Source organism: Actinobacillus pleuropneumoniae (genome assembly GCF_003290385.1).
GTDB lineage: Bacteria > Pseudomonadota > Gammaproteobacteria > Enterobacterales > Pasteurellaceae > Actinobacillus > Actinobacillus lignieresii.
Genome location: NZ_CP030753.1, coordinates 968,951 through 991,984, shown reverse-complemented (window position 1 = coordinate 991,984; position 23,034 = coordinate 968,951). Strand labels below are relative to the sequence as shown.

The window sequence follows — 23,034 nt, the reverse complement described above, 5'->3', positions numbered from 1 at the left end:
TTTTTGAAGGGTAAAGATTTAATTAAGAGAGTTATATTAAGTAATACCCTTTGCCTTTGGACGACAAAGGGCATTTTATTAGAGGTTATTTACGACCGACGCCTAAGAATGACAAGCCTGTTGTCGGTAACGGTTGGAAATCGGTAAGTGATTTATCGCTCCATGCGGTCGGTAATTTACGATGTACGATCGGGTAAAGCGGCACTTGTTCGGCAATAATATTGATTGCTTTGGTCCATGCTTCTTTTGCACCCGCCGGATTTTTCGCCGCTTCATCCAGTAATTTTTGTACTTCGGCATATTCAGGCGTATTTGCCCAACGGAAACGACGTTTCGGCCATACGTCACCGCGGTACCACCAGCTTAATAATAAGTCTAAGTCGTTACCGAATACGGACGGATCGCCCGGTGCGATAACCACTTCAAACGCACCTTTATCAACGTGCGTGCCGTATAACGCACCGGATTGTAAATGTTGAAGCGTTACTTTCACACCTTTTAACGCATTCCAAGATTCAAGAATAAGCGGCGCACATTCTTTTACCCAAGCGTGATCGGTTGCAAGTAATTCAAATTTTAATTCTTTGATACCCGCTTCCGCTAATAGGCTTTCCGCTTTCGCTTTATCAAAATCATATTGGCTGGCGGCTTTTACATAATCAGGATGGGTATCTTGTACGTAAGAGCTTGCCGCTTTCGCATTGCCTAAGAATACAATGTCGATTAATTTTTGTGTATCTAAGCCATAATGTAACGCCTGGCGTACTTTCGGGTTATCAAACGGTGCTTTTTCACAGTTAAACATTAAGAATAGTAAGCCGAAAGATTGTACTGATTCCACTTTTCCTTTACGTTTTAAGCGTTCCGCATCAAGGTACGGTACGGATTCAATCGCTTGTACACGTCCGGATTCTTGTGCGGTTACACGAGCGGCATCATCTGATAATAAGAACCACGTCATTTTATCTACTTTAGCCGGATACATACCGTTATAAGAGGTATTGGCTTCAAAGACAATACGGTCATCTTTGGTTGCGGAAACAAATTTATAAGGACCTGAACCGACAGGTTTGGCATCAAAGGCGGATTGACCGGCTTCTACGATATGTTTCGGCACGATTTTGACGATGGTTAAACGTTCTTTAAATAAAGCGAACGGATATTTTAATTTGAATTCGACCACTTTATTGTCAAGTGCTTTTACCGAAGCGATAAACGGAATAAATTGAGCGAACAGTGAGGCTTTCGCCGGATCTAACACACGTTCAAACGAGTAAACCACATCTTCGGTGGTAACCGGTTTACCATCGTGGAAGGTTGCCCCTTCACGTAAGGTAATATGGTATGTTACTTCATCTTTCTGTTCAGGCTCTTTAGCCGCTAAAGCTAAATAAGGTTGGCGAGTTGCCGGGTGTAAATCCACTAAACCTTCAAAAATATGTAAGTTCGCCGCCATAGACGATGCACCGCTTGAAGTAAGCGGGTCAAAACCGGTTGAGATCGGATAAGCAATCCCTGCTTCAATACTTTTACCTGCTGCGGCAAATGCATTATTAGAGAAAGTACCTAAGGTACCGGAGAATGCAAAGCCTGCTCCGACACCGGCAAGAAGCTTCATGAAGTGGCGACGTGAGTCGTTATGAGAAAAATGAGAAGTCATAGCACACCTCTTTATGTTTAATTAGATTAGATATATTCAGCACAACCTTAATCTGAACAATGATAGTGTTCTTTTTTAGATTTAAAAATGAAGTGATAAAATCAAAATTAATTCTAAAAATGGATTGAATCTATCATAACAAGTTATTAAAGAGGGTAAAGCCTCTAATGTTAGATTTGTGATCTCTCTCACAGAAAACTTTTCTTTCCTGTTTACGGACTTTTCGTTATCATCATTTTTATTTAATGATAGTAGTTAGAACGTGAATTTAGCCCTTCCTCCCTTAAGTCTTTATATCCATATTCCGTGGTGCGTACAAAAATGTCCGTACTGCGATTTCAATTCACATGCGCAAAAAGGTGTGATTCCGGAAGCGGAATATATTCAACATCTACTTGCAGATTTATCGCAAGATTTGACCGCTTATCAGCTGGCAATCGGTAATCGCAAAATTCATTCGATTTTTATTGGCGGCGGTACGCCAAGTCTGTTTTCGGCAGAAGGGATTGCTTATCTGTTGGCAGAAGTCGAAAAGCGTATTCCGTTTGAAGAGCATATCGAAATTACCCTTGAGGCAAATCCCGGTACGGCGGAAGCGGAGCGTTTTCTTGGCTATGCACAAGGCGGTGTAACACGTATCTCAATGGGGATCCAAAGTTTCGAGCCGGAAAAACTGCTCAAACTTGGACGTATTCACGACTCGAATGAGGCGAAACAAGCGGTCATTTTTGCGCAAAATTCTGCAAAATCCGGTTTGCAAAGTTTTAATATCGACTTAATGCACGGCTTACCGAATCAATCGGTGGCACAAGCACTGGACGATTTACGACAGGGGATTGCGCTCGCACCACCGCATTTGTCGTGGTATCAATTAACTATTGAACCGAACACGATGTTTTATTATCGCCAGCCGACTTTACCGGACGATGATGAATTATGGGATATTTTCGAGCAAGGTCATCAGTTACTCACCGCTGCCGGCTATGAACAATATGAAACCTCGGCTTATGCGAAAAAAGGTTATCAATGCCGTCATAATCTCAATTATTGGCGTTTTGGCGACTATTTGGCGATTGGTTGCGGAGCGCACGGTAAGATTAGTTATCCGACCGGTGAAATTTACCGCTTCAGCAAAACCAAACACCCGAAAGGTTATATGCGAGGTGAATATCGTTACAGCCAAGATTTGATTGAGCTTGCTGATCGTCCGTTTGAATTTTTTATGAATCGTTTCCGCTTATTGGAAGCGACCCCAAAACAAGAATTTGAGTTCTACACCGGTCTTGATCGTGAAATCGTTAGACCAACAGTGGATTGGGCATTAAGCAAAAATTACATTACAGAAACCGAAAAACATTGGCAGATTACCCAGCACGGTAAGTTGTTTTTAAATGAATTATTGGAAGGTTTTTTAGAATAGCTTTTGCAAAAAAATTCAAAGATTTGACCGCTTGTAGTAGAATACAAGCGGTCTTTTTTTAGGAATTTTTTGCAATGAATACACTTAAAGCAGGCGATAAAGCGCCGCAATTTACTTTATTGGATCAGCACGAACAACCGGTTTCGCTCAGCCAATTTGCCGGCAAAAAAGTGCTGGTTTATTTTTATCCGAAAGCCTTAACCCCAGGCTGCACTACGCAGGCTTGCGGTTTACGTGACAGTAAGTCGGAATTAGAGCAATTAAATGTTGTCGTGTTAGGTATTAGCCCGGATTTACCGAAAAAATTAGCCCAATTTGCCGAGAAAAAAGCACTGAATTTCACGCTATTGTCTGATGCGGATCACCAAGTTGCCGAAGCATTCGGTGTATGGGGCGAGAAAAAATTTATGGGCAGAACCTATGACGGTATTCACCGCATCAGTTTTTTAGTGAATGAACAGGGCGTGATCGAGCAGGTATTCGATAAATTCAAAACCGGTGAACACCATCAAATAGTAGTCGATTTTGTAAAAGGAACGAAGTAATAGTGAAAAAGGCGATATTTTTAGATCGTGACGGCACAATTAATATTGATCACGGTTATGTACATCAAATTGACGACTTTCAATTTATTGAAGGTGTCGGCAAGGCGTTAAAGCAGCTACAAGATAAAGGCTATCTGTTGGTATTGGTCACCAATCAATCCGGTATTGCGCGCGGTTATTTTAGTGAAGAGCAGTTTAACCAATTAACGGAGTGGATGGATTGGTCGCTGGATGAAGACTACGGCGTTGTGTTAGACGGTATCTATTATTGCCCTCATCATCCGGAAGGCAAAGGCGAATATAAAGAAGATTGCGATTGTCGCAAACCGAAAGCAGGAATGTTTACTCAAGCGATTGCCGATTTGGATATTGATCCGGCACAATCGTATATGGTCGGTGATAAATTAGAAGATCTGTTAGCGGCTGAAGTTGCCGGTGTGAAAACAAAAGTGTTAGTGCGAACAGGCAAACCTGTTACCGCAGAAGGCGAAGCGAAAGCCGATTTGGTATTAGACAGCTTAGTGGATTTAGTCCGTTATATTAAATAATAAAGAAAGAAGATGAACTACAACGATAAATCATTATCTGCTCTGAAATTAGGGCAAAAAACCGAATATAAAAGTGAATATGATCCTACGCTTTTACAGCCTGTTCCCCGTAAATTAAACCGTGACGGTTTGGGGATTACCGAACAACAACCGTTTGATCGAGGTGCGGATGTTTGGACTTGTTATGAACTGTCTTGGCTAAATGAAAATGGTTTACCACAGGTGGCGATAGCGGATGTGGCGATTGATTTTCGTAGCGAGAATTTAATTGAATCAAAAAGTTTTAAACTCTATCTAAACAGCTTTAACCAAACCAAATTTGCCTCATTGGAACAAGTGGAACAAACATTAGCCAAAGATCTCAGCCAATGTGCAAGCGGTCAAGTTTCGGTAAAAGTTTACAAATTATCCGCTTACACCCAGCAACCGATTGTGGATTTTGCCGGTGAATGTATTGATGAACAAGATATTCAAATTGACAGTTACGAATTTTCTAACGAGCATTTAGCAAGCGTGGCAGAAGGCGAAGTGGTTGAAGAGACCTTAGTCAGCCATTTGCTGAAATCAAACTGTTTGATTACCTCGCAACCAGACTGGGGCAGTGTGCAAATTCACTATGTCGGCAAAAAATTAAATCGAGAAAAATTATTACGCTATTTAGTGTCATTCCGTGAACATAATGAGTTCCACGAGCAATGCGTAGAGCGTATCTTTACCGATTTGATTCAATTTACACAGCCGGAAAAACTGACGGTCTATGCACGTTATACCCGCCGAGGCGGTTTGGATATCAACCCGTTCCGTTCAAATTTTGAGTCTGTTCCGCAAAATTTGAGAATGGCAAGGCAGTAAGAAAAATACCCCAGAAAATCGAGAACGATATTTTGGGGCGTTTTTTTATTTATTTTCTATTTGCTTTTCAACCGAAGTCAGCATTCCTCTTAATAAATTCAACTCATTGGTTTCAAGTTCGGCACGTTGGTATAAGCGGCGGAGCTTGAGCATGACCGCATCATTACGAATAAAGCTTAATTGTTTATAAAGTCGCTCGGTGTGATTAAAGAAATGCTCCAACGCTTCGGTATTCGGATAATCTTTTTCCTCAACAAGCGGCCGAATTTGCGGATTTTTTTGCAAATCCAACCACGCCATACGCACTTCGTAACTTGCCAGCTGTACCGCCATCGCTAAATTTAACGAACCGTAGTCAGGATTGGTCGGAAAGTTTAAATGATAATGGCATTTTAATAATTCTTCGTTAGTTAATCCGACTCGTTCCCGACCGAATACAATTGCCACTTTGCCTTTTTCGGCACGTTCCACCGCCAATTTGCCGCAATCTCTCGGCTCAATTAGACTATTTTGCAAATGGCGTAATCTGGCACTGGTACCGATTACTAATTGGCAATCTGCAATCGCTTGTTCAAATGAGTCAAAAATTTGGGCGTTAGCCAGCACATCTTTTGCACCGGCAGCGAGGGCTTGGGCTTGTTCGTCAATCGGGTTAAGCGGAGACACTAAACGTAAATTTGAAAGTCCCATGGTTTTCATCGCACGAGCGGCGGAGCCAATATTAGCGGGTAGAGAGGTTTCAACTAAGATAATCCGGATTTGGTCTAAAATATTCATTCTATTCTATTCTATAAATAAGAAATTTTGTAAGATTTTAGCAGATTTGAGTCAAACTGAAAATTCGCAAAATTCTGTCAAATAATTAAATTGATAAGTCGAATTTTTTACAAATTTCTCCGATTTAATGATACATTTAGGCGAGTTTTTTAAAACGAAGTGGGTTATCATCATAGCCCGATTATAAACATAACCATACAGGAGTCTTTATGCTTATTGGTGTACCAAGAGAGCTGTTAGACGGTGAAACACGTGTGGCGGCAACGCCAAAAACCGTTGAACAGATCAAAAAGCTCGGCTTTGATGTGCTCGTTGAACACAATGCGGGCTTTAAAGCGAGTTTTGAGGACAACGCATTTGTTAATGCAGGTGCGACTGTCGGCACGCAACAAGAGGTTTGGAATTCAGATATTATTTTTAAAGTGAATGCACCGACCGATGCTGAAATCGCCCTTATTAAAGAAGGCGCAACGCTAGTGAGTTTTATTTGGCCTGCACAAAATCCGCAATTAATGGAAAAATTGCAAGCTAAAAAAATCAATGTATTGGCAATGGACGCTGTGCCTCGTATTTCGCGTGCACAAGCACTTGATGCATTGAGTTCAATGGCGAATATTTCCGGCTATCGTGCGGTTATCGAAGCGGCGAATGCATTCGGTAGCTTCTTTACCGGTCAAATTACTGCAGCAGGTAAAGTACCGCCGGCGAAAGTGCTGGTTATCGGTGCGGGTGTTGCCGGTTTAGCGGCAATCGGTGCGGCAAACAGCTTAGGTGCGATTGTTCGTGCGTTTGACTCTCGTCCGGAAGTAAAAGAACAAGTGAAATCTATGGGTGCAGACTTCTTAGAAATCGATTTCGAAGAAGAAGGCGGCTCAGGCGACGGTTATGCAAAAGTAATGTCGGAAGAGTTTAACCGTCGTGCAATGGAACTTTACGCCGAACAAGCGAAAGAAGTGGATATTATTATCACTACGGCGGCGATTCCGGGTAAAGCGGCACCTCGTTTAATCACTAAAGAAATGGTCGATTCAATGAAACCGGGTTCAGTGGTTGTCGATTTAGCAGCAGCAACCGGCGGTAACTGTGAATATACCAAAGCGGGTAAAGCGATTGTTACTAAAAATCAAGTAAAAGTTATCGGTTATACCGATTTCCCTGCACGTTTACCAACGCAATCTTCACAACTTTACGGTACAAACTTAGTTAATTTGCTTAAACTGCTTACACCGAATAAAGACGGTCAAATTGACATTAATTTCGAAGATGTGGTATTACGTGGTGTAACCGTAGTACGTGATGGCGAATTAACTTGGCCGGCTCCGCCGATTCAAGTTTCGGCTCAACCGCAAAAACCAGCGGCTGCGGCACCGATTGAGAAAAAAGAAGAAAAACCGACCGATCCTCGTGTGAAATACGGTGTGATGGCAGGTGCCGGAGCGTTATTCTTATGGTTGGCATCCGTAGCGCCGGCGGCATTCTTATCACACTTCACCGTATTCGTATTAGCCTGTGTGGTGGGATATTATGTGGTTTGGAACGTCAGCCACGCATTACATACCCCGTTAATGGCGGTAACCAATGCGATTTCCGGCATTATCATTGTCGGTGCGGTGTTACAAATATCTCAGCCTACCGGTAATTTCTTCGTGGATATTCTTGCGTTTATTGCGATTTTAGTCGCAAGCATTAATATCTTCGGCGGTTTCAAAGTCACGCAACGTATGCTTGCGATGTTTAGAAAAGGTTAAGGAGAAACTCATGTCTTTTGGATTTGTAACGGCCGCATATATTATTGCTGCGATTCTCTTTATTATGAGTTTAGCAGGACTTTCTAAACACGAAACGGCAAAAGCGGGTTGTTGGTACGGTATCGTCGGGATGGCGATTGCGTTAGTCGCAACTATCTTCGGTCCGCAATCACAAGGTACGCTTTGGATCTTAATCGCAATGGCAATCGGCGGATTTATCGGTGTGAGAAAAGCCGTAAAAGTTGAAATGACGGAAATGCCGGAACTAGTGGCGATTCTACATAGCTTTGTCGGTTTAGCTGCGGTATTAGTCGGTTTTAACAGCTACGGTTTACACGTAGATGCGATTCCACCGGCAAACTTAGATGAAGTGGCACTAGCGGCATTCCAAGCCGAACAAGCGATACTCGCTAACATTCATAATGTTGAAGTGTTCCTCGGTATCTTTATCGGTGCGGTAACATTCTCCGGTTCATTAGTGGCGTTCGGTAAATTAAGCGGTAAATTATTCGGTCGTAAAGTGTCTTCGGCTGCATTAAATATTCCGCATAAACATAAATGGAACTTAGCGGCATTAATCGTTTCTGCGTTATTAATGGTGGTATTCCTAAATAATCCGCACAATATTTTCCCTGTGTTGATTATGACGGTAATCGCATTAGTATTCGGTTGGCACTTAGTATCATCTATCGGTGGTGCGGATATGCCGGTAGTGGTTTCAATGTTGAACTCATATTCAGGTTGGGCGGCAGCGGCAGCCGGTTTTATGCTAAGCAACGACTTATTAATTGTAACTGGTGCGTTAGTGGGTTCATCAGGCGCGATTCTTTCTTACATCATGTGTAAAGCGATGAACCGCTCATTTATCAGCGTGATTGCAGGCGGCTTCGGTACGGAAGTTAAAGCAAGCTCAGGTGATGAAGAACAAGGTGAACACCGTGAAACCACCGCAGAAGAAGTGGCGGAAATGCTGAAAAATGCAAGTTCTGTAATCATCACTCCGGGATACGGTATGGCGGTGGCGCAAGCACAATATCCGGTTGCGGAAATCACTGCAAAATTACGCGAGAAAGGTGTTAATGTGCGTTTTGGTATCCACCCTGTTGCGGGTCGTTTACCGGGGCATATGAACGTATTACTTGCAGAGGCAAAAGTGCCTTATGATGTCGTGCTTGAAATGGATGAAATCAATGATGATTTCGAAGAAACCGATGTCGTATTGGTTATCGGTGCGAATGATACGGTAAACCCGGCGGCATTAGACGATCCGTCAAGTCCAATTGCAGGTATGCCGGTATTGGAAGTGTGGAAAGCACAAAACGTTATCGTATTCAAACGTTCAATGGCGGTTGGTTACGCAGGCGTTCAAAACCCATTATTCTTCAAAGAAAATACCCAAATGTTATTCGGTGATGCGAAAGAGCGTGTGGATGACATTTTAAGAGCATTAAATAGCTAATCCAGCGACATAAAAAAAGAGATCTTCGGATCTCTTTTTTGTTTTGTATTTATTACTCCGTTCGAAATGTATAGATTCTACCAACCACCCCCAATCGATTTATATAAACGAATCAAATTTTGTGCTTGTGAGAGTTGTGATTGAATCAACTTTTCTTGTGTGCTATATGCGGCAATTTTAGCACGAAGTGCCACATCTAACGTTTTATCGCCATATTTAAACAGTTTTTCCGAATCAATCGCTTGCTTATTGGCTTGTTGGTAATACTTTTGTAAGAGGTGATTCTGATTATTTAACGCATATTGTTGTTGATAAGCGGAATCCACTTCGGCTAAAGCGGTTAAAAGCGTTTTGTCATATTGAATTAAAGCGGCTTTTAAACTTGCTTCCGCAGCTTCAATATTAGCGGCGATTCTACCATTGGTAAAAATAGGCAATTGTACTCCGAGACTTGCCAATCCGGCTAAAGACGAGATATTACCTAAGTCTTGATCCAGTTTTAAATAGCCGCCTTGACCTTGAAAAGTAATATCAAAACGAGGGTAAAGATCCGCTTGTTTACCGGCTAAATTCGCCGCTTGTGCTTGCACTTGTTGCTTTGCCGCTCGTAAATCGGGGCGATGATCGAGTAAGCTGCTAGGCTGCGTACCGCTTGGCGTATTCGGTATTTTAATTAAAGCATTACGGTTTTTTTGTAACCGGAAAGCTTGCGGAGTTTTACCGATTAAAATAGCGATATTTCGCTGAAATTCGTCCGCTTGTGCGGATAATGTCGATTGTTTGGCTTGTATCGCACTGATTTGTCCGTCAATTTCATTCAGTTCATAAGCAGTGGCTTGACCTGCGTTAAATCGTCCTTGGATATAACGTTTAAGCGCTTGCAGAGCGGTAAGTTGCTGCGTGAGATTATTATTCTGCTTGTCGGTAGCGATTATACGAAAATAGTTATTGGCAATTTCGCCGGTAATCAGCATTTGAGCGGCATAAATTTGTTCTTGTTGCGCCAATGCAAGTGAGGTCGCTTTATCCGCTTCACTTTGTTTTTTGCCGAAGAAATCAAGTTCCCAAGATAAATTAATACCGCCATAAATATCGGATATTTGTTTATGGTCGGGATTAACTCTATCTAAATTTACATCACTAACGCCGGCACCTGTTGAACCGCTCGCACCAATATTAATGCCTTGGTCGGCTTTTCTATAGTCTGCATAGGCTTGCGTTTCGGCAAGGCGAGCTTGCGCGAGTTTAATATCTAAATTGTGTTGCAGTCCTTGTTCAATTAATGTGGTGAGTTGCGGATCTTGCCAGTTTTGCCACCATTGGCGGATATTTGTCACCTTATTAGCCGTATTGGCATATTCGAATTGTGCAGGTAATTCAATATCGGACTGCAATTTGGCAACGTCTTGATTGTGACAAGCGGTCAAAATTAAGCAAAAAATTGCAAAAGAGGTATATTTCTCAATCTTCATAGTTGTTCCTATATTCTTATCCCTGTTTGGAGAGCATTGATTTAAATTGATAGAGGGCAAGGCTTAAAAACAGAGCTCCCACTATTGCCATTTTAGCTAAATAGTGCCATACCATATCAAGACCTGCACCACGAAATAGCACGTCTTGAGCGTAAGCGCCGAGCATGGTGACAGGAGAAAGTTGGGTTAGATTTTGTGCGAGCTGAGGCATATTTTCCAGTGGTGACATTGAACCGGACAATAAATAGAGAACGAGGTAAATCGGCATACAGAGTAGTCCGAATTGCGGCATTGTCGGCGCAAACACCGCGAGTAAAATACCTAATGAAGCAATGGAGAACAGAAAAATTGCCGCTCCTAAGATGAAAATAGCAATTTGCTGATTTGCCAGCGGCGTACCTAATATGCCCGCGACTACGATTTTTAAAGAAAAGCCGGCGGTTACTAATAGTACCAAACCATTGGCAAGAATTTTAGCCGTCATAATTTCACTGGCACGCACGGGCATTACCAATAGATGTTCTAGCGTACCTCGTTCCCGTTCTCGAATCACTGCCGAGCCCGCCAAAAGTAGAGTTAGAAGCGTTAAATTACCGACAATTTGTACCGTTCCCATAAACCATTCGCTTGAATGGTTAGGGTTATATAAAACATTAGCGACCACATTTATGGGAGCTTGTAACGCACTGATACCAAGAAATTGCTGAATTTCTCGATTAAAAATTTGTGTAATATAAGAAGAACCAATATTCGCTTGTGTCATTGCGGTGGCATCGACTAAAAGTTGTAAATGCGGCGACTTACCGCTTGAGAGATCTCGTTGGAAATTAGCTGGGATTTCGACTACAAACGTAAATTTACCGTTATCCATTAGATATTCGACTTGGTCGGTTTTTACCTCTTCAACGGTTTTGAAGTAGGGAGGAATCAGAGCATCTTGTAAGCGATACGACAGTGTAGAGTGATCATAATCGACAATCGCAACGGAACCGTTTTTGACATCCGTCATACCTTGCTTAGCAATCGTCAATATGGCAGCGGAAAACATATAGATAATCATCGCCACCAATACTTTATCACTAAAGAGGCTTTTAAATTCTTTGGCTGAAAGAAATGCCACATTTTTGAACCAACGTAACATATTACTTTTCCTGTTTTTTTAATGCCAAAGTGGCAAGTGTGAGGTAAACAAAATAAATGAGGGCTAGAGCTAAATAACTCTGCTCAAATTGAGTAAAACTTAATCCTTTAGTAAAACCGCCTAAGCTGATTTGTTGAAACCATGCTCCTGGGAAGATTTTAGAAACCAATTGAACACTATCGTCCAGCCGTGAAGCAGGATACATCACACCAGAAAAATTAACCGACGGGATCATTGATACAATTGCCGCTACAAAAATTGCAGCGACTTGTGATTTCACAAAACTTGAAACGAGCAAACCAAAACCGGTGGATGCGCAGATGCCTAACAATACACCTAAAAACATTGCCGGAATTGAGCCTTTAATCGGAACACCAAATACTATTATTGCGGTGAGCACCAACACTAAATAGCTTACAAAGGCTAAAACGATATAAGGTAGTTGCTTGCCAAGTAAAAACTGAAAAGGCGAAGCCGGCGAGCCGTATAGATTCATAATAGAACCAATCTCTTTTTCACGCACTACACTTAGTGCGGTCATCATCGTTGGGATCATCACCATGGCTAACATAATAATGCCCGGCGTCATTGCAAAAATACTTTTGAAATCTTGGTTATAAACCATTCTTGGCTCAATCAGATTATTTTGCGTGATAGTAAAACCCGCTTGTTTTTGCATATCTTTTACATATTGTAAGATAACACCGGCGGCCGAACCTTTTAAATTTTCTGCAGTGGAAGGGAAAGCCCCGTCAATAAACAAGCCCAGTTCCGGTTGTTGTCGGCGGAGTAGATTCCGTCCGAAGTGTGCCGGAATTTCTAAAACAGCACGTACTTTACCGGCTTGTAGGACGGAGCTAATTTCATCGATCGAATATAAATTCTCTTGCAAGATGAAGTAACGTGAGCCTCGAAAACTTTCAATTAATTTACGACTTTCCGAACTATTATCGTGATCTAATACTGCCATTTTTAACGGATTAATATCGAAGGAAATACTGGAACCCATTGCCAACAACATAATCAGCGGCCCGAGTAATGCGAATAATAAGCGGATTTTATCTCGGAGTAATTCTTTACTTTCTCGTAAAGCAAAGGTGGTGATAACAGAAAAGTAATGGGTAAATTTTTGCCAAAATTTGGCCGCTTGTACCGGTTCTTCTTGAATTTCCTGCACTTCGTTGGATTCGGTTGGCATTGTGATGTCGTCCGCCTGTTCTTCTAAATATTTAATAAAGGCTTGTTCTAATGTGGCGGATTGTTTTTCAAGGCGTAACGCTTCAGGCGAACCAACCGCTAAAACTTTGCCTCGATGCATAAGAGAAATCCGATCGCAACGTGCCGCTTCATTCATAAAATGGGTGGTGACGAAAATGGTGATGTGATCTTCACGTGAAAGTTTAATCAAATAGGACCAAAACATATCGCGAGCGGCAGGATCCACACCTGATGTAGGTTCGTCTAGAATCAAGACTTCAGGTTTGTGTAAGCAGGCGGCAGCGAGTTGTAATCGTTGGCGAATCCCCAGCGGTAAATCGGCCGGTGTATATTCTGCCGTCTCTAATAAATCAAATTGCATTAATGCCGCTTGGATTCTGCTTGACCATTCATCTTTCGGCAGTTGATAAAGTTTAGCGTGTAATGCAAGGTTTTCTTTGACACTCAACTCTTCATACAACGAAAAGGCTTGCGACATATAGCCTACCCGCTTACGAGTATCAATATCGCCGGCATTGATAGGCTGACCTAACAATGTCGCCTCGCCTTCGGTAGGATCTAGTAGACCGGTTAGCATTTTCATTGTGGTGGATTTACCGCAACCGTTTGAACCGAGGAAGCCAAAGATCTCACCTTTGGCAATTTCAAAACTGACATTATCTACAGAAATAAAATTACCGAATTTTTTGGTTAAATTTTTAGCAATAATAACGGGCGGTTCATTCGGTGAATATTGGAATGGCGGAATTTCAATACCGTTTTCCGCTCCTCGTTTTTCTGGCGGTAATAATTTGATATATGCCTGTTCAAGATTTTGTACTTGCATTTCTGCAATGAGTTGTTGAGTGGGTTTATGCGCAATAATTTTGCCGTTATCCATCGCTAAAACGTGCGCAAAATTTTCGGCTTCATCAATATAAGCGGTTGCAACAATTACCGTCATTTCAGGCGATTCGGCACGTAATTCTTTTACTAATTGCCAAAATTGGCGGCGAGAAAGCGGATCTACGCCGGTAGTCGGTTCATCTAAAATCAGTAAATCCGGATTGTGTACTAAAGCACAGCATAAACTAAGCTTTTGTTTCATACCGCCAGATAATTTTCCTGCAGGACGATCGGCAAAGGGTAATAAGCCGGTCGCTTTAAGTAAACGTTGGATTTTAGCTCGTCGTTGTAACGGAGGAAGACCGAAGAGGCGCGCATGAAAATCGACGTTGTCGTAAATCGACAACGTGAGATAGAGATTTTTGCCTAAACCTTGCGGCATAAAGGCGATTTTGTGAGTAAGAGCTTCACGTTCGGCTTGGTTCGCGATATTTTGACCAAAGACAGTAATAGACCCGTATTGTAGGATTTTTACACCTGCAATGAGTGATAAGAGGGTTGATTTGCCCACGCCGTCAGGACCGATTAACCCAACGGTTGTACCTTTTTCCAGTTCAAAAGAAATCTGTTCGAGTGCCGCTTTTTTGCCGTAAAAATGGCTGACGTTTTCTAGGCGTAGGACAATAGTTTTCGATTGCATAATTTAATTATCGCTTGGCAGTTTAATAGCTAAATCGTCCGACCAACTTGCTTGCGCATCGTATTTGACATAACCCATTGCAGTCATTCCACCTTTAAGCAGGTTTTTATGTTGTATAGCAATATCCGTTGGAATTTGTAATTTGATTTTAAACATTAACTTACTTCGCTCCTCACTGGTTTCTACCGATTTCGGCGTAAATTGTGCTTCCGAAGCTACAAAGACCACTTTAGCGGGAAACACAATATCAGATCCGTCAATTTTGATACGAGCTTCATCATTTAAGCGGACTAAATTGGATTGATGGGCGGGCAGAAATACATTGAGGTAAACGGTTGAAGTGTCGAGTAAACTGACGACTTTTCCACCAATGCCAACTACAGAACCCAACATAGCGATTTTATATTCAATACGACCGTCTAACGGGGCTCTGATTAACATATCATCGTTTTGTGAATCGGCTTGTTCAGCGAATGCTTTCGCTTGATTTACCGTAGCTTCGGCTTGCGAGATGGTTGCTTGCGCTTGTGTTATTGTCGCTTGAGCTTCCGCCTTAGCAGCTTTAGCCGTTTCTACGGCTGCGAGTGACGCTTTGTAATTAGCTTGACGACGTTCTAATTCGCTGCTTGAAATTAAATTATCACGGTGCAAATTTTTCGCATTACTCAATTCTAATTTAGCGATATTGGCTTTTTGCTGTTGGGCTGCGATTTCTGCATTTGCACGGCTGACCGCTTCTGTCGCTCGACGTTTTTGTGCTTGAGCATTATTCACAGAGGCTTCGGCTGCCGCAATTTGTGCTTGAGCAGAATTAACTTGGCTTTGCGACTGGCTGGATGAAAGACGTACAAGCGGTTGATTTTTACTTACATCTTGTCCTTCTTGGATATAAATTTCCTCTACTCGACCGGCATAAAGAGAAGCAATATCAAGACGCTCCACTTCTATACGTCCATTAACGCTGGCGATGCCTTGCAACCCATTCTCGGTATGCCAATTTTTTTGTAAAAAATAACTTCCGGCTAATGCGGCGGCAATTAAAATGACAATGGCAAATTTTTTCATAGAATTTCTCTTGCTTAAAAAGTATGTAAAAAATTCTAAAAAAATGACCGCTTATCTGCAATCAATAATAATCAATATAATGTTGCTTAAGCTGACAAAACTGGCTAAATTGTCGCTTAAATAACTTTTTAGGAGAAAATATGAAAAAAGAAGATCCTCGCATTAAGCGTACTCGAATGTTGATTCAGACCGCTTTCCTAAAATTGTTGGAAACTAAAGCATACGAAGAAATTACGGTACAAGATATTTTAGATGTTGCCGAGGTAAATCGTTCTACATTCTATAAGCATTATCTCAACAAAGAAAAGTTGATTGGGCAAATAATCGGACAGCTTAAAGAAACGATAATTTTACCTTTATTAGAACAACGATTTAGTATTCCGACCAAAGCATTCGCTCTGGTAGCCGTGCCGATTATTAGCGAACACCGCTCGGTATTTAGGCGACTTTGGCAAGTTGATACTCGGCGTATTAGTTTGAAAAAAGACTTTTTTAACTTAGTAAAAAATAAATATATCAGTGTGTCACGGCACAAATTTGATCGCACAAGTGCAGAACTGGAATTTCAAGGCACATTATTTGCCTATATTTCGGTTGGAATGTTTGAGCATATCATTCAAGGTACGGAAACTATCGACCCTGACATCGAACATCAAAATATTGAGGATGTGTTATCGTTTTTTAATATGGGATGATGCACAGAGGTCGTTTTCGGCATAGTAAGTACAACTGTACTACTATGCCGAAAACTGGTAAAAATCTGCTAATCATCTTGATTAATTCGGCTGGAAACCGCACTTTGCTGGTTTTTATATTTGGCGTCTTTACGGGCATTATAAGGTTTTGCCGCATGACCGCTTAGAATTTCGAAACTTAATGCGCCAATTGCCATATTAGGACGTAAAGCAAGCGGCAATTTTCCGGCATTGAAAAATTCCAATACGATTTTACCTTGCCAACCCGGATCTATTCGGTGTGCCGTTACGTGTACCATTAAACCTAAGCGAGCTAAAGAGGAACGACCGTCTAACCAGCCGACGACATTATCCGGTAAAGTAACCGATTCTAATGTCGTGGCAAGTGCCAATTCACCCGGATGTAAGAAAAAGGCTTCGCCGTCGGCGATAATAATTTCCTCACTCATCACTTTGTGAAGCTGCGCGGTCACTTCTTCACGAGGGCCACTTAAATCTATATAAGGTGTGGCGTGTTCACGAAAGACGCGGAAAGAATTACCTAAACGCACATCAACCGTTGCGCCGGTAATTTTTTCATTTGAAGGGCGGGGAATTATTTCAATAATCCCTTCGTCTAAATAACGTTCGATATCGGTATCACATAAGCGCATAGTAAATCCTATCGTTTAGATAATAACTGTTTAATTTGAGCTTTTAAAATATTGATCGCAATACGGTTTTTACCGCCTTTCGGGACGATAATATCCGCATACTGTTTTGACGGTTCGATAAATTGTAAAAACATCGGACGCACCGTTTTACGATATTGAGCGATAACGGAATCCATCGTTCTGCCGCGTTCTAGCATATCGCGCTGTAAACGGCGAATAAAGCAAATATCTAACGGCGCATCTACGAAAATAGAAACGTTGATTTCATTACGAATTTCTTCATCGGTAAGTAACAGAATCCCTTCGAGAATAATGATTTTTTTAGGTGTGAAATTTTTGGTTGTCGTTTTACGGTTATGTTCCGAATAGTCATATTCGGGGATCTCAATCGCTTCTCCTTGTTTTAATTGACGGAGATGTTCAACGAGTAGGTGATGATCCATTGAGTTCGGATGATCGTAATTCGTTTTCACCCGTTCTTCCATGGTCAAATGGGTTTGATCTTTATAATAAGCATCTTCCGAAATGATACCGATATCGTCCGAGTTAAGTTCTTCTTTTAATTCTTTATAAATTGTTGAAGCAATAAGACTTTTACCCGATGCGGAGGCACCTGCGATAGCAATCACGATACAAGCTTGGTTTTCAATGGTTTCAGACATAATCGGTTCCTAAATATATTCATGCTCAAAGAAAAGGATAAAATTCGGGAGATTATACCGCATTTTTGTAAAATTTTGCGTATAATCGACCGCTTGTGGGGTCAATCGAGAGGAAAAATGGACGTTTTTATTCAAGGTTTTATTGTGTGCTTCGGGTTGATTGTGTCAATCGGTGCGCAAAATGCTTTTTTACTGAAACAAGGTATCTTAAAACAGAACGTATTTTGGGTCGCTTTACTCTGTTTTTTAGGTGATGTATTTTTAATGACGTTAGGTGTACTAGGGTTAGGTTCCATCGTAGCGAATTTGCCTATGTTAAGTTTAGCCATCGCTTTACTGGGAGCCTGTTTCTTATTTACCTACGGCAGTCGCTCGTTTATCAGTATTTTCAAGAGCGTAGAAGCACTGAAAGCAAGTAATGAAAATGCGACGAGTTTGAAAAGAGCATTGATGATTACCTTTGCGATTACTTTTTTAAATCCGCACGTGTACATCGATACGGTAGTGATTTTGGGCGGAATCGGCGGGCATTTGGATTTTGACGGCAAAATGGCGTTTCTTGCCGGCGCATTAAGTTGTTCGTTCTTATGGTTTTTTGGTGTCGGTTACGGAGCCGGTTTTCTATCGCCTTATTTTGAAAAGCGCAGAACATGGCAAATTTTAGATTTTCTTACCGGTGTGATTATGTATGCGATTGCAATCAGTTTGACGGCATATGCTTTTCAGCTGGCTAAACAAATTTTTGCTTGGTAAGCGGTTAAATTTTATTGAATTTTTGCAAAAAGAAACGCTCGGAGTTTTGGCTTCGAGCGTTTTTGTTTGAGGAACAAACTAAATTATAAATAGAATTTTTCTACGAAGTTTAATTTATCATCTAATTTTAATACTAACGGCTGACCGGTAGGGATTTCAAAATCCATAATTTCAGCATCAGAAATACCGATGATGTGTTTTGCTAACGCACGAAGAGAGTTACCGTGTGCAGTTACCAGTACGCGTTTGCCGGATAATAACGCCGGTGCGATTTGATCTTCCCAGAACGGTAAAACACGTTCTAAAGTGATTTTGAGGTTTTCCGCGTTTGGAATGACATCTTTCGGTAAGTGTGCGTAACGACGATCGTTATGCGCAGAATTCGGATCCGCCGCATCTAAATCGGGTGGAGAAATGTCATAAGAACGACGCCAAATGTGAACTTGTTCGTCACCGTATTGTTCGGCGGTCGCTTTTTTGTCTAAACCTTGTAACGCACCGTAGTGACGCTCGTTTAAACGCCAGTTTTTCACTTGTGGAATCCATAATTGATTAGATTCTTCTAATACGATATTACAAGTTTTAATTGCACGAGTTAAAACCGAAGTGAATGCGATATCGAATTCATAACCGGCGGCTTTTAATTTTTGACCTGCCGATTTCGCTTCTTCGATACCACGTTCGGTTAAATTAACATCACGCCAGCCTGTAAATAAGTTTTTAGCATTCCATTCACTGAAACCGTGACGAATAAATACTAATTCCATAAAGACTCCTATGTATTTAAGTTGATTTGAAAACCGTGTATTTATAGCAAAAATCCACTTACTTTGAAATAGTTAGCCGATTTCTTTTTAGAAAAGCGAGAGAAAAGCTGATTTTCCTCAAATATTTGATAGAATAAGCTATTTTGTCGTCTTTAATTGAGTTCCGTAGGTGGATTTTGTGAAAGTCTTTCGTTCGTTTTATGTCATTCCGCTATTGATTTGTTTTAGCGTATTCGTTCAGTCATCTTATGCGACTGAGCTTTCCAGTATTCAGCAAAAAATTAAACAACAACAAAGTAAAATTAACGAACAACGTCAAAAACGTAGTGTGCTGCAATCTACGTTGAAAACGCAAGAAATCGAGATGGGTAAGGTATTGGGTAAACTTAAAGAAACCGAAATGTCTTTAACCGAAACTCGCCAAGCGATTAAGCGTACCGAGCAGGAAATTCAAAGGCTGGAAAAGCAAGAAAAAGAACAAAAAGAGAAATTGAAAGAGCAGCTGGATTCCGCTTATCGCTCCGGTATTCATCCTTCGGTATTGGAACGCTTGATGTCGGAAAGTGCTAAAAATGCGGACAGAATGACCGCTTATTATGCGCATATCAATCAAGTAAGAATCGATACGATTAACGATTTAAGACGTACGCAACAGGAATTAAAAGATCGTCGCGACGAGCTGAAAGGTCAGCAGAAAGGGCAACAGACACAATTAAGCGAACAAAAGAAACAAGAAAAAGATTTAAAGAAAGTACAAAACGAACGTGAAACCACGTTGCGCTCAATTAATAAAACCTTAGAACAAGACGAAAGCCGTTTAGAATCGTTAAAAAGTAATGAGGCGGCGTTACGTAATCAATTAGCCAAAGCGACGGCGGAATCCGAACGCCAAGAAGAGCAGGAAATTGCCAAATTGGAGCAGAAAAAAAATAGTGAGGAAAAACGTAAAGCGACCGAGCAAGAAAAGCAACAAGTTAGAGCCGGTAGAGGTTTAGGTTCGCCGAAGAAACAATTTAGTATGCCGGTGGCGGGGAAAGTGGTAAACAGTTTCGGTTCTCGTCAAATGGGCGAAGTGACTTGGCACGGTGTCGTTATTGCGGCAAGCGCAGGTGCGCCGGTACGAGCGATTGCCGGCGGGCGTGTAATTTTAGCCGATTGGTTGCAAGGTTACGGGCAAGTCGTCGTAATCGATCATGGTAACGGCGATATGTCGTTATACGGCTATAATCAATCGGTTTCGGTACGTAAAGGCAGCCGTGTTTCCGCCGGACAACAAATTGCCAGCGTAGGTAACTCCGGCGGTCAAAATCGTTCGGCGTTATATTTTGAAATCCGTCGTAAAGGCAATCCGAAAAATCCGATGGGTTGGGTAAAATAATGTGGAATTTATTTCAAAGTAAGCAGTCTATTTTTTCGGTTTTTTGGCAAATTTTGTTGCTGATTTCACCGCTTGCTCAAGCGGGAAAATTAGCGATTGTGATAGATGATATCGGCTATCGTGCAAAAGAAGATAATGCGATTTACGCATTGCCTAAAGAAGTGAGTGTGGCAATCATTCCCGTTGCACCGTATGCGACGGCGAGAGCGCAAAAAGCCTACGAACAAAAACGGGACGTGTTGATCCATTTACCGATGCAACCGAAAAACAGACATCAACCGATTGAATCGGGGGCGCTAATGGTCGGGGCAAGTAAAGAAAACGTCGCTCGCTTAATTCAAGCCGCTCGTAATCAAGTGCCTTATGCCATCGGTTTGAATAACCATATGGGAAGCGGTGCGACGGCGGATCGTCAAACGATGGAGCATTTAATGACGGAGTTGTCTAAACAACAACTTTTCTTTCTTGACAGTAAAACCGGTCCGAGCGTTGCGGCAAAAGTCGCCCGTGAATTAGGGGTAAACGCCTTGGAAAGAAACTTGTTTTTAGATGATAACGATGCGTTGCACGAAGTGCAGAATCAGTTTCATCTTGCTTTACATTACGCTCGAAAACACGGTAGTGCGATTTTAATCGGTCACCCGCGTAAAAACAGTATCGAGGTCTTAGAAAAAGGTTTGGCAAACTTACCCGAAGATATTCAATTAGTCAGTATGGGCAGCTTATGGCGTAATGATACTGTCGTGCCGAAAACACCGTTTATTATGGTGTTTGACGATATGCCCGCGCCGACTTCCGCCGCCCCTTTTAACGTCGTACCGCTATTAAGAGGCGTACCACAAGATTAAGATTAGGACGTTATTGTGAATTTTAAACCGCATTTCTTAACCGTTTGTTGCTTATGCGCCTTTGCTCATATTGCTAATGCTCAACAATCCGTACAACCGGAAAATCACTCGCTCGAATCACCGCAAGATAGCGAGGAAGCCGTACAAGATTCAAAGATTGAAGCCGCCGTCGATTTGGAAGTAAAAGGGATTGCGGACAAAGATAAAGATGCTTGGGCGAATGTCCAAATTTATCTTGGGCAGATCGCAAAAGAATATGCGGACGGTTCGGAACGTCATCAATATCTGGTACAAACGGCGGTAGATAAAGCGTTGCGTGCCAAAGGGTATTACAACACTCGCTATCAATTTGCGCAAACGCCTCGCGCCGGTAAAAAGCCGTTACTGACGTTAAATGTCGAGCTGGATAGTCAAAAAGTCAAGATTGATGAAACGGATATCCGAATCAGCGGTGAGGCGAGTAAAGACGAAGATTTTACTAAATTGGTCGCTTCAGCTCCGAAACAAGGAACGGATTTGGATCATGAACAGTATGACGGTTTTAAAAGTAATCTTGAAAGTTTAGCATTTAAAAAAGGCTATTTTGACGGAAACTGGCTATATCATCGCTTAGAAATTTATCCGAAGGATCATTCGGCGGATTGGCGTTTAGGTTACGACAGCGGCGTTCGTTATCGTTACGGTGAAATTACGTTTACGGATAATCAAATTAAAGAAGAATATCTGCGCAATATTTTAAAAGTGAAATCCGGCGAACATTATTACGCTAATGACCTATCGCAAATGACTTCGGATTATTCGTCAAGCAATTGGTTTTCTTCAGTATTGGTTGAGCCGCATTTAAACGAAGAGCAAAAAGTTGTCGATTTAAATGTTTTATTTCAGCCGAAGAAAAAAAATGACGTAGAAGTCGGGATCGGTTTTGCAACCGATGTAGGACCTCGTTTTCAGTTGAACTGGAAAAAACCTTGGCTGAATAGCCGCGGTCATAATATTGAATCGCGTACGTATATTTCCGCACCGGAACAGCGTTTTGAGTTCGGCTATAATATTCCGTTGCGTGAAGATCCGCTGCATTACTATTATCAGTTTTCAGGTTCGTTAGAAAACGAAGATCAAAACGATACCGAATCGACAGCTGCAACTTTAGGTTTTCAGCGTTTTTGGACGCATGAAACCGGTTGGTCTTTTTCCGCCGGTATAAAAACGCGTTACGATTCTTTTACTCAAGCGGGTGAATCGCATCGTACTTTATTAGTTTATCCGACCGCTGCCTTAAATCGTACTCGTTCGGACGGCAATCGTTTTCCGCTTTGGGGGGACAGCCAAAGATTAACGGTGAACTGGGGGACAAAAACGTTAGCTTCGGATGTAAATTTCTATAGTTGGAAAGCATCCACCACTTGGATCAGAACCTATTTTAAGAATCATCGTTTCTTCTTACGTGCCGAAGTCGGTCATATTCATTCTAAAGATTTCTATCGTATTCCACCCGCATTACGTTATTTCGCCGGCGGTGATATGAGCATACGAGGATTCGGTTATAAGGATATTTCTCCGAGAGATCCGAAAAACGGTAAGTTGATTGGCGGTTCTCATCTAGCGACTGCAACCGCCGAATATCAATATCAGCTTTATCCGGATTGGTGGGCGGCACTGTTTTATGATACGGGGCTGGCTTCAAATAAATTCGAAACGAAAGATTTACACGCCGGAGCGGGGATCGGCGTACGTTGGGCTTCGCCAATCGGTGCGATTAAGTTGGATTTGGCAACGCCGGTAAGATCGCCGAATAATAAAAAAGGCGTAAAATTTTATATCGGTTTAGGTTCGGAATTATAAATATTA

Annotated in this window: 20 protein-coding genes; 11 read left to right on the top strand and 9 right to left on the bottom strand. The window is 41.7% G+C overall.

Annotated elements, in window-relative coordinates:
* Window positions 1-85: 85 nt before the first annotated feature.
* Entirely contained in the window at window positions 86-1,660 is a 1,575-nt protein-coding gene (locus DRF63_RS04515; protein WP_005619092.1) for an ABC transporter substrate-binding protein, read from the bottom strand.
* A 262-nt stretch (window positions 1,661-1,922) separates the two neighbouring features.
* On the opposite strand from DRF63_RS04515, the gene hemW reads away from it, so the two are divergent.
* The 4 genes from hemW (at window position 1,923) to queF (ending at window position 5,025) form a co-directional block, all read left to right on the top strand.
* Window positions 1,923-3,080: a radical SAM family heme chaperone HemW gene (gene hemW / locus DRF63_RS04510; RefSeq protein ID WP_005597337.1), complete on the top strand. Its 1,158-nt coding sequence runs from the start codon at window positions 1,923-1,925 to the stop codon at window positions 3,078-3,080.
* 74 nt (window positions 3,081-3,154) lie between these two features.
* The gene (gene bcp, locus DRF63_RS04505; RefSeq protein WP_005597335.1) at window positions 3,155-3,625 is read left to right on the top strand and encodes a thioredoxin-dependent thiol peroxidase; all 471 of its coding nucleotides are present in this window, start codon (window positions 3,155-3,157) and stop codon (window positions 3,623-3,625) included.
* Window positions 3,625-4,173, top strand: coding sequence for a D-glycero-beta-D-manno-heptose 1,7-bisphosphate 7-phosphatase (gene gmhB, locus DRF63_RS04500; protein WP_108744152.1), 549 nt, complete (start codon window positions 3,625-3,627; stop codon window positions 4,171-4,173). Before bcp ends, gmhB begins: the two co-directional genes overlap by 1 nt.
* 12 nt (window positions 4,174-4,185) lie before the next feature.
* Window positions 4,186-5,025, top strand: coding sequence for an NADPH-dependent 7-cyano-7-deazaguanine reductase QueF (gene queF, locus DRF63_RS04495; RefSeq protein ID WP_005597325.1), 840 nt, complete (start codon window positions 4,186-4,188; stop codon window positions 5,023-5,025).
* Window positions 5,026-5,070: 45 nt separating this feature from the next.
* Here queF and trmJ read toward each other — a convergent pair whose 3' ends face one another.
* Complete coding sequence (gene trmJ, locus DRF63_RS04490) at window positions 5,071-5,802, bottom strand: tRNA (cytosine(32)/uridine(32)-2'-O)-methyltransferase TrmJ (protein ID WP_005597323.1); 732 nt, start codon at window positions 5,800-5,802, stop codon at window positions 5,071-5,073.
* 209 nt (window positions 5,803-6,011) lie between these two features.
* Here trmJ and pntA point away from each other — a divergent pair, with 209 nt between their 5' ends.
* On the top strand, window positions 6,012-7,550 hold the full coding sequence (pntA, locus tag DRF63_RS04485; RefSeq protein ID WP_005597321.1) for a Re/Si-specific NAD(P)(+) transhydrogenase subunit alpha: 1,539 nt from the start codon (window positions 6,012-6,014) through the stop codon (window positions 7,548-7,550).
* Window positions 7,551-7,560: 10 nt separating this feature from the next.
* Window positions 7,561-9,009, top strand: a complete 1,449-nt coding sequence (gene pntB / locus DRF63_RS04480; protein WP_005597319.1) for a Re/Si-specific NAD(P)(+) transhydrogenase subunit beta — start codon at window positions 7,561-7,563, stop codon at window positions 9,007-9,009.
* A 77-nt stretch (window positions 9,010-9,086) separates the two neighbouring features.
* On the opposite strand, the gene DRF63_RS04475 is transcribed toward pntB, so the two are convergent.
* From DRF63_RS04475 to DRF63_RS04460, 4 genes are read right to left on the bottom strand one after another with little or no spacing between them, the layout of a single operon-like run.
* On the bottom strand, window positions 9,087-10,481 hold the full coding sequence (locus DRF63_RS04475) for an efflux transporter outer membrane subunit (protein ID WP_005597317.1): 1,395 nt from the start codon (window positions 10,479-10,481) through the stop codon (window positions 9,087-9,089).
* Window positions 10,482-10,497: 16 nt separating this feature from the next.
* Window positions 10,498-11,622 carry an ABC transporter permease gene (locus tag DRF63_RS04470; RefSeq protein WP_005597315.1) on the bottom strand — a complete coding sequence of 375 codons (1,125 nt, stop codon included), beginning with the start codon at window positions 11,620-11,622 and terminating at the stop codon, window positions 10,498-10,500.
* A 1-nt stretch (window position 11,623) separates the two neighbouring features.
* The gene (rbbA, locus tag DRF63_RS04465) at window positions 11,624-14,365 is read right to left on the bottom strand and encodes a ribosome-associated ATPase/putative transporter RbbA (RefSeq protein ID WP_005597314.1); all 2,742 of its coding nucleotides are present in this window, start codon (window positions 14,363-14,365) and stop codon (window positions 11,624-11,626) included.
* Between the two features lie 3 nt (window positions 14,366-14,368).
* The gene (locus DRF63_RS04460) at window positions 14,369-15,430 is read right to left on the bottom strand and encodes an HlyD family secretion protein (RefSeq protein ID WP_005597313.1); all 1,062 of its coding nucleotides are present in this window, start codon (window positions 15,428-15,430) and stop codon (window positions 14,369-14,371) included.
* Window positions 15,431-15,570: 140 nt separating this feature from the next.
* On the opposite strand from DRF63_RS04460, the gene DRF63_RS04455 reads away from it, so the two are divergent.
* Entirely contained in the window at window positions 15,571-16,125 is a 555-nt protein-coding gene (locus DRF63_RS04455; RefSeq protein ID WP_005597312.1) for a TetR/AcrR family transcriptional regulator, read from the top strand.
* 68 nt (window positions 16,126-16,193) lie between these two features.
* Here the strand turns inward: DRF63_RS04455 and dcd are convergent, their stop codons facing one another.
* The gene (dcd, locus tag DRF63_RS04450; protein ID WP_005597311.1) at window positions 16,194-16,778 is read right to left on the bottom strand and encodes a dCTP deaminase; all 585 of its coding nucleotides are present in this window, start codon (window positions 16,776-16,778) and stop codon (window positions 16,194-16,196) included.
* 8 nt (window positions 16,779-16,786) lie between these two features.
* Complete coding sequence (gene udk / locus DRF63_RS04445) at window positions 16,787-17,440, bottom strand: uridine kinase (RefSeq protein WP_005597310.1); 654 nt, start codon at window positions 17,438-17,440, stop codon at window positions 16,787-16,789.
* Between the two features lie 117 nt (window positions 17,441-17,557).
* On the opposite strand from udk, the gene DRF63_RS04440 reads away from it, so the two are divergent.
* Entirely contained in the window at window positions 17,558-18,193 is a 636-nt protein-coding gene (locus tag DRF63_RS04440; RefSeq protein WP_005620726.1) for a LysE/ArgO family amino acid transporter, read from the top strand.
* 83 nt (window positions 18,194-18,276) lie between these two features.
* Here DRF63_RS04440 and DRF63_RS04435 read toward each other — a convergent pair whose 3' ends face one another.
* Window positions 18,277-18,960: a 2,3-diphosphoglycerate-dependent phosphoglycerate mutase gene (locus DRF63_RS04435; RefSeq protein WP_005597307.1), complete on the bottom strand. Its 684-nt coding sequence runs from the start codon at window positions 18,958-18,960 to the stop codon at window positions 18,277-18,279.
* A gap of 169 nt (window positions 18,961-19,129) precedes the next feature.
* Between DRF63_RS04435 and envC the strand changes: the two genes are divergently transcribed.
* The 3 genes from envC to tamA are packed head-to-tail and all read left to right on the top strand — an operon-like array spanning window position 19,130 to window position 23,028.
* Window positions 19,130-20,338, top strand: coding sequence for a murein hydrolase activator EnvC (envC, locus tag DRF63_RS04430; RefSeq protein WP_005597305.1), 1,209 nt, complete (start codon window positions 19,130-19,132; stop codon window positions 20,336-20,338).
* Window positions 20,338-21,186, top strand: a complete 849-nt coding sequence (locus tag DRF63_RS04425; RefSeq protein ID WP_005597304.1) for a divergent polysaccharide deacetylase family protein — start codon at window positions 20,338-20,340, stop codon at window positions 21,184-21,186. Before envC ends, DRF63_RS04425 begins: the two co-directional genes overlap by 1 nt.
* A 15-nt stretch (window positions 21,187-21,201) precedes the next feature.
* Window positions 21,202-23,028 carry an autotransporter assembly complex protein TamA gene (gene tamA, locus DRF63_RS04420; protein WP_005597302.1) on the top strand — a complete coding sequence of 609 codons (1,827 nt, stop codon included), beginning with the start codon at window positions 21,202-21,204 and terminating at the stop codon, window positions 23,026-23,028.
* Window positions 23,029-23,034 lie beyond the last annotated feature (6 nt).

Excerpts from the sequence above, each read along its gene's own strand:
- DRF63_RS04515 (WP_005619092.1), bottom strand. The coding sequence starts at position 1,660 with ATGACTTCTCATTTTTCTCATAACGACTCACGTCGCCACTTCATGAAG.
- bcp (WP_005597335.1), top strand. The coding sequence starts at position 3,155 with ATGAATACACTTAAAGCAGGCGATAAAGCGCCGCAATTTACTTTATTG.
- queF (WP_005597325.1), top strand. The coding sequence starts at position 4,186 with ATGAACTACAACGATAAATCATTATCTGCTCTGAAATTAGGGCAAAAA.
- trmJ (WP_005597323.1), bottom strand. The coding sequence starts at position 5,802 with ATGAATATTTTAGACCAAATCCGGATTATCTTAGTTGAAACCTCTCTA.
- pntA (WP_005597321.1), top strand. The coding sequence starts at position 6,012 with ATGCTTATTGGTGTACCAAGAGAGCTGTTAGACGGTGAAACACGTGTG.
- pntB (WP_005597319.1), top strand. The coding sequence starts at position 7,561 with ATGTCTTTTGGATTTGTAACGGCCGCATATATTATTGCTGCGATTCTC.
- DRF63_RS04475 (WP_005597317.1), bottom strand. The coding sequence starts at position 10,481 with ATGAAGATTGAGAAATATACCTCTTTTGCAATTTTTTGCTTAATTTTG.
- DRF63_RS04470 (WP_005597315.1), bottom strand. The coding sequence starts at position 11,622 with ATGTTACGTTGGTTCAAAAATGTGGCATTTCTTTCAGCCAAAGAATTT.
- rbbA (WP_005597314.1), bottom strand. The coding sequence starts at position 14,365 with ATGCAATCGAAAACTATTGTCCTACGCCTAGAAAACGTCAGCCATTTT.
- DRF63_RS04460 (WP_005597313.1), bottom strand. The coding sequence starts at position 15,430 with ATGAAAAAATTTGCCATTGTCATTTTAATTGCCGCCGCATTAGCCGGA.
- DRF63_RS04455 (WP_005597312.1), top strand. The coding sequence starts at position 15,571 with ATGAAAAAAGAAGATCCTCGCATTAAGCGTACTCGAATGTTGATTCAG.
- dcd (WP_005597311.1), bottom strand. The coding sequence starts at position 16,778 with ATGCGCTTATGTGATACCGATATCGAACGTTATTTAGACGAAGGGATT.
- udk (WP_005597310.1), bottom strand. The coding sequence starts at position 17,440 with ATGTCTGAAACCATTGAAAACCAAGCTTGTATCGTGATTGCTATCGCA.
- DRF63_RS04440 (WP_005620726.1), top strand. The coding sequence starts at position 17,558 with ATGGACGTTTTTATTCAAGGTTTTATTGTGTGCTTCGGGTTGATTGTG.
- DRF63_RS04435 (WP_005597307.1), bottom strand. The coding sequence starts at position 18,960 with ATGGAATTAGTATTTATTCGTCACGGTTTCAGTGAATGGAATGCTAAA.
- DRF63_RS04425 (WP_005597304.1), top strand. The coding sequence starts at position 20,338 with ATGTGGAATTTATTTCAAAGTAAGCAGTCTATTTTTTCGGTTTTTTGG.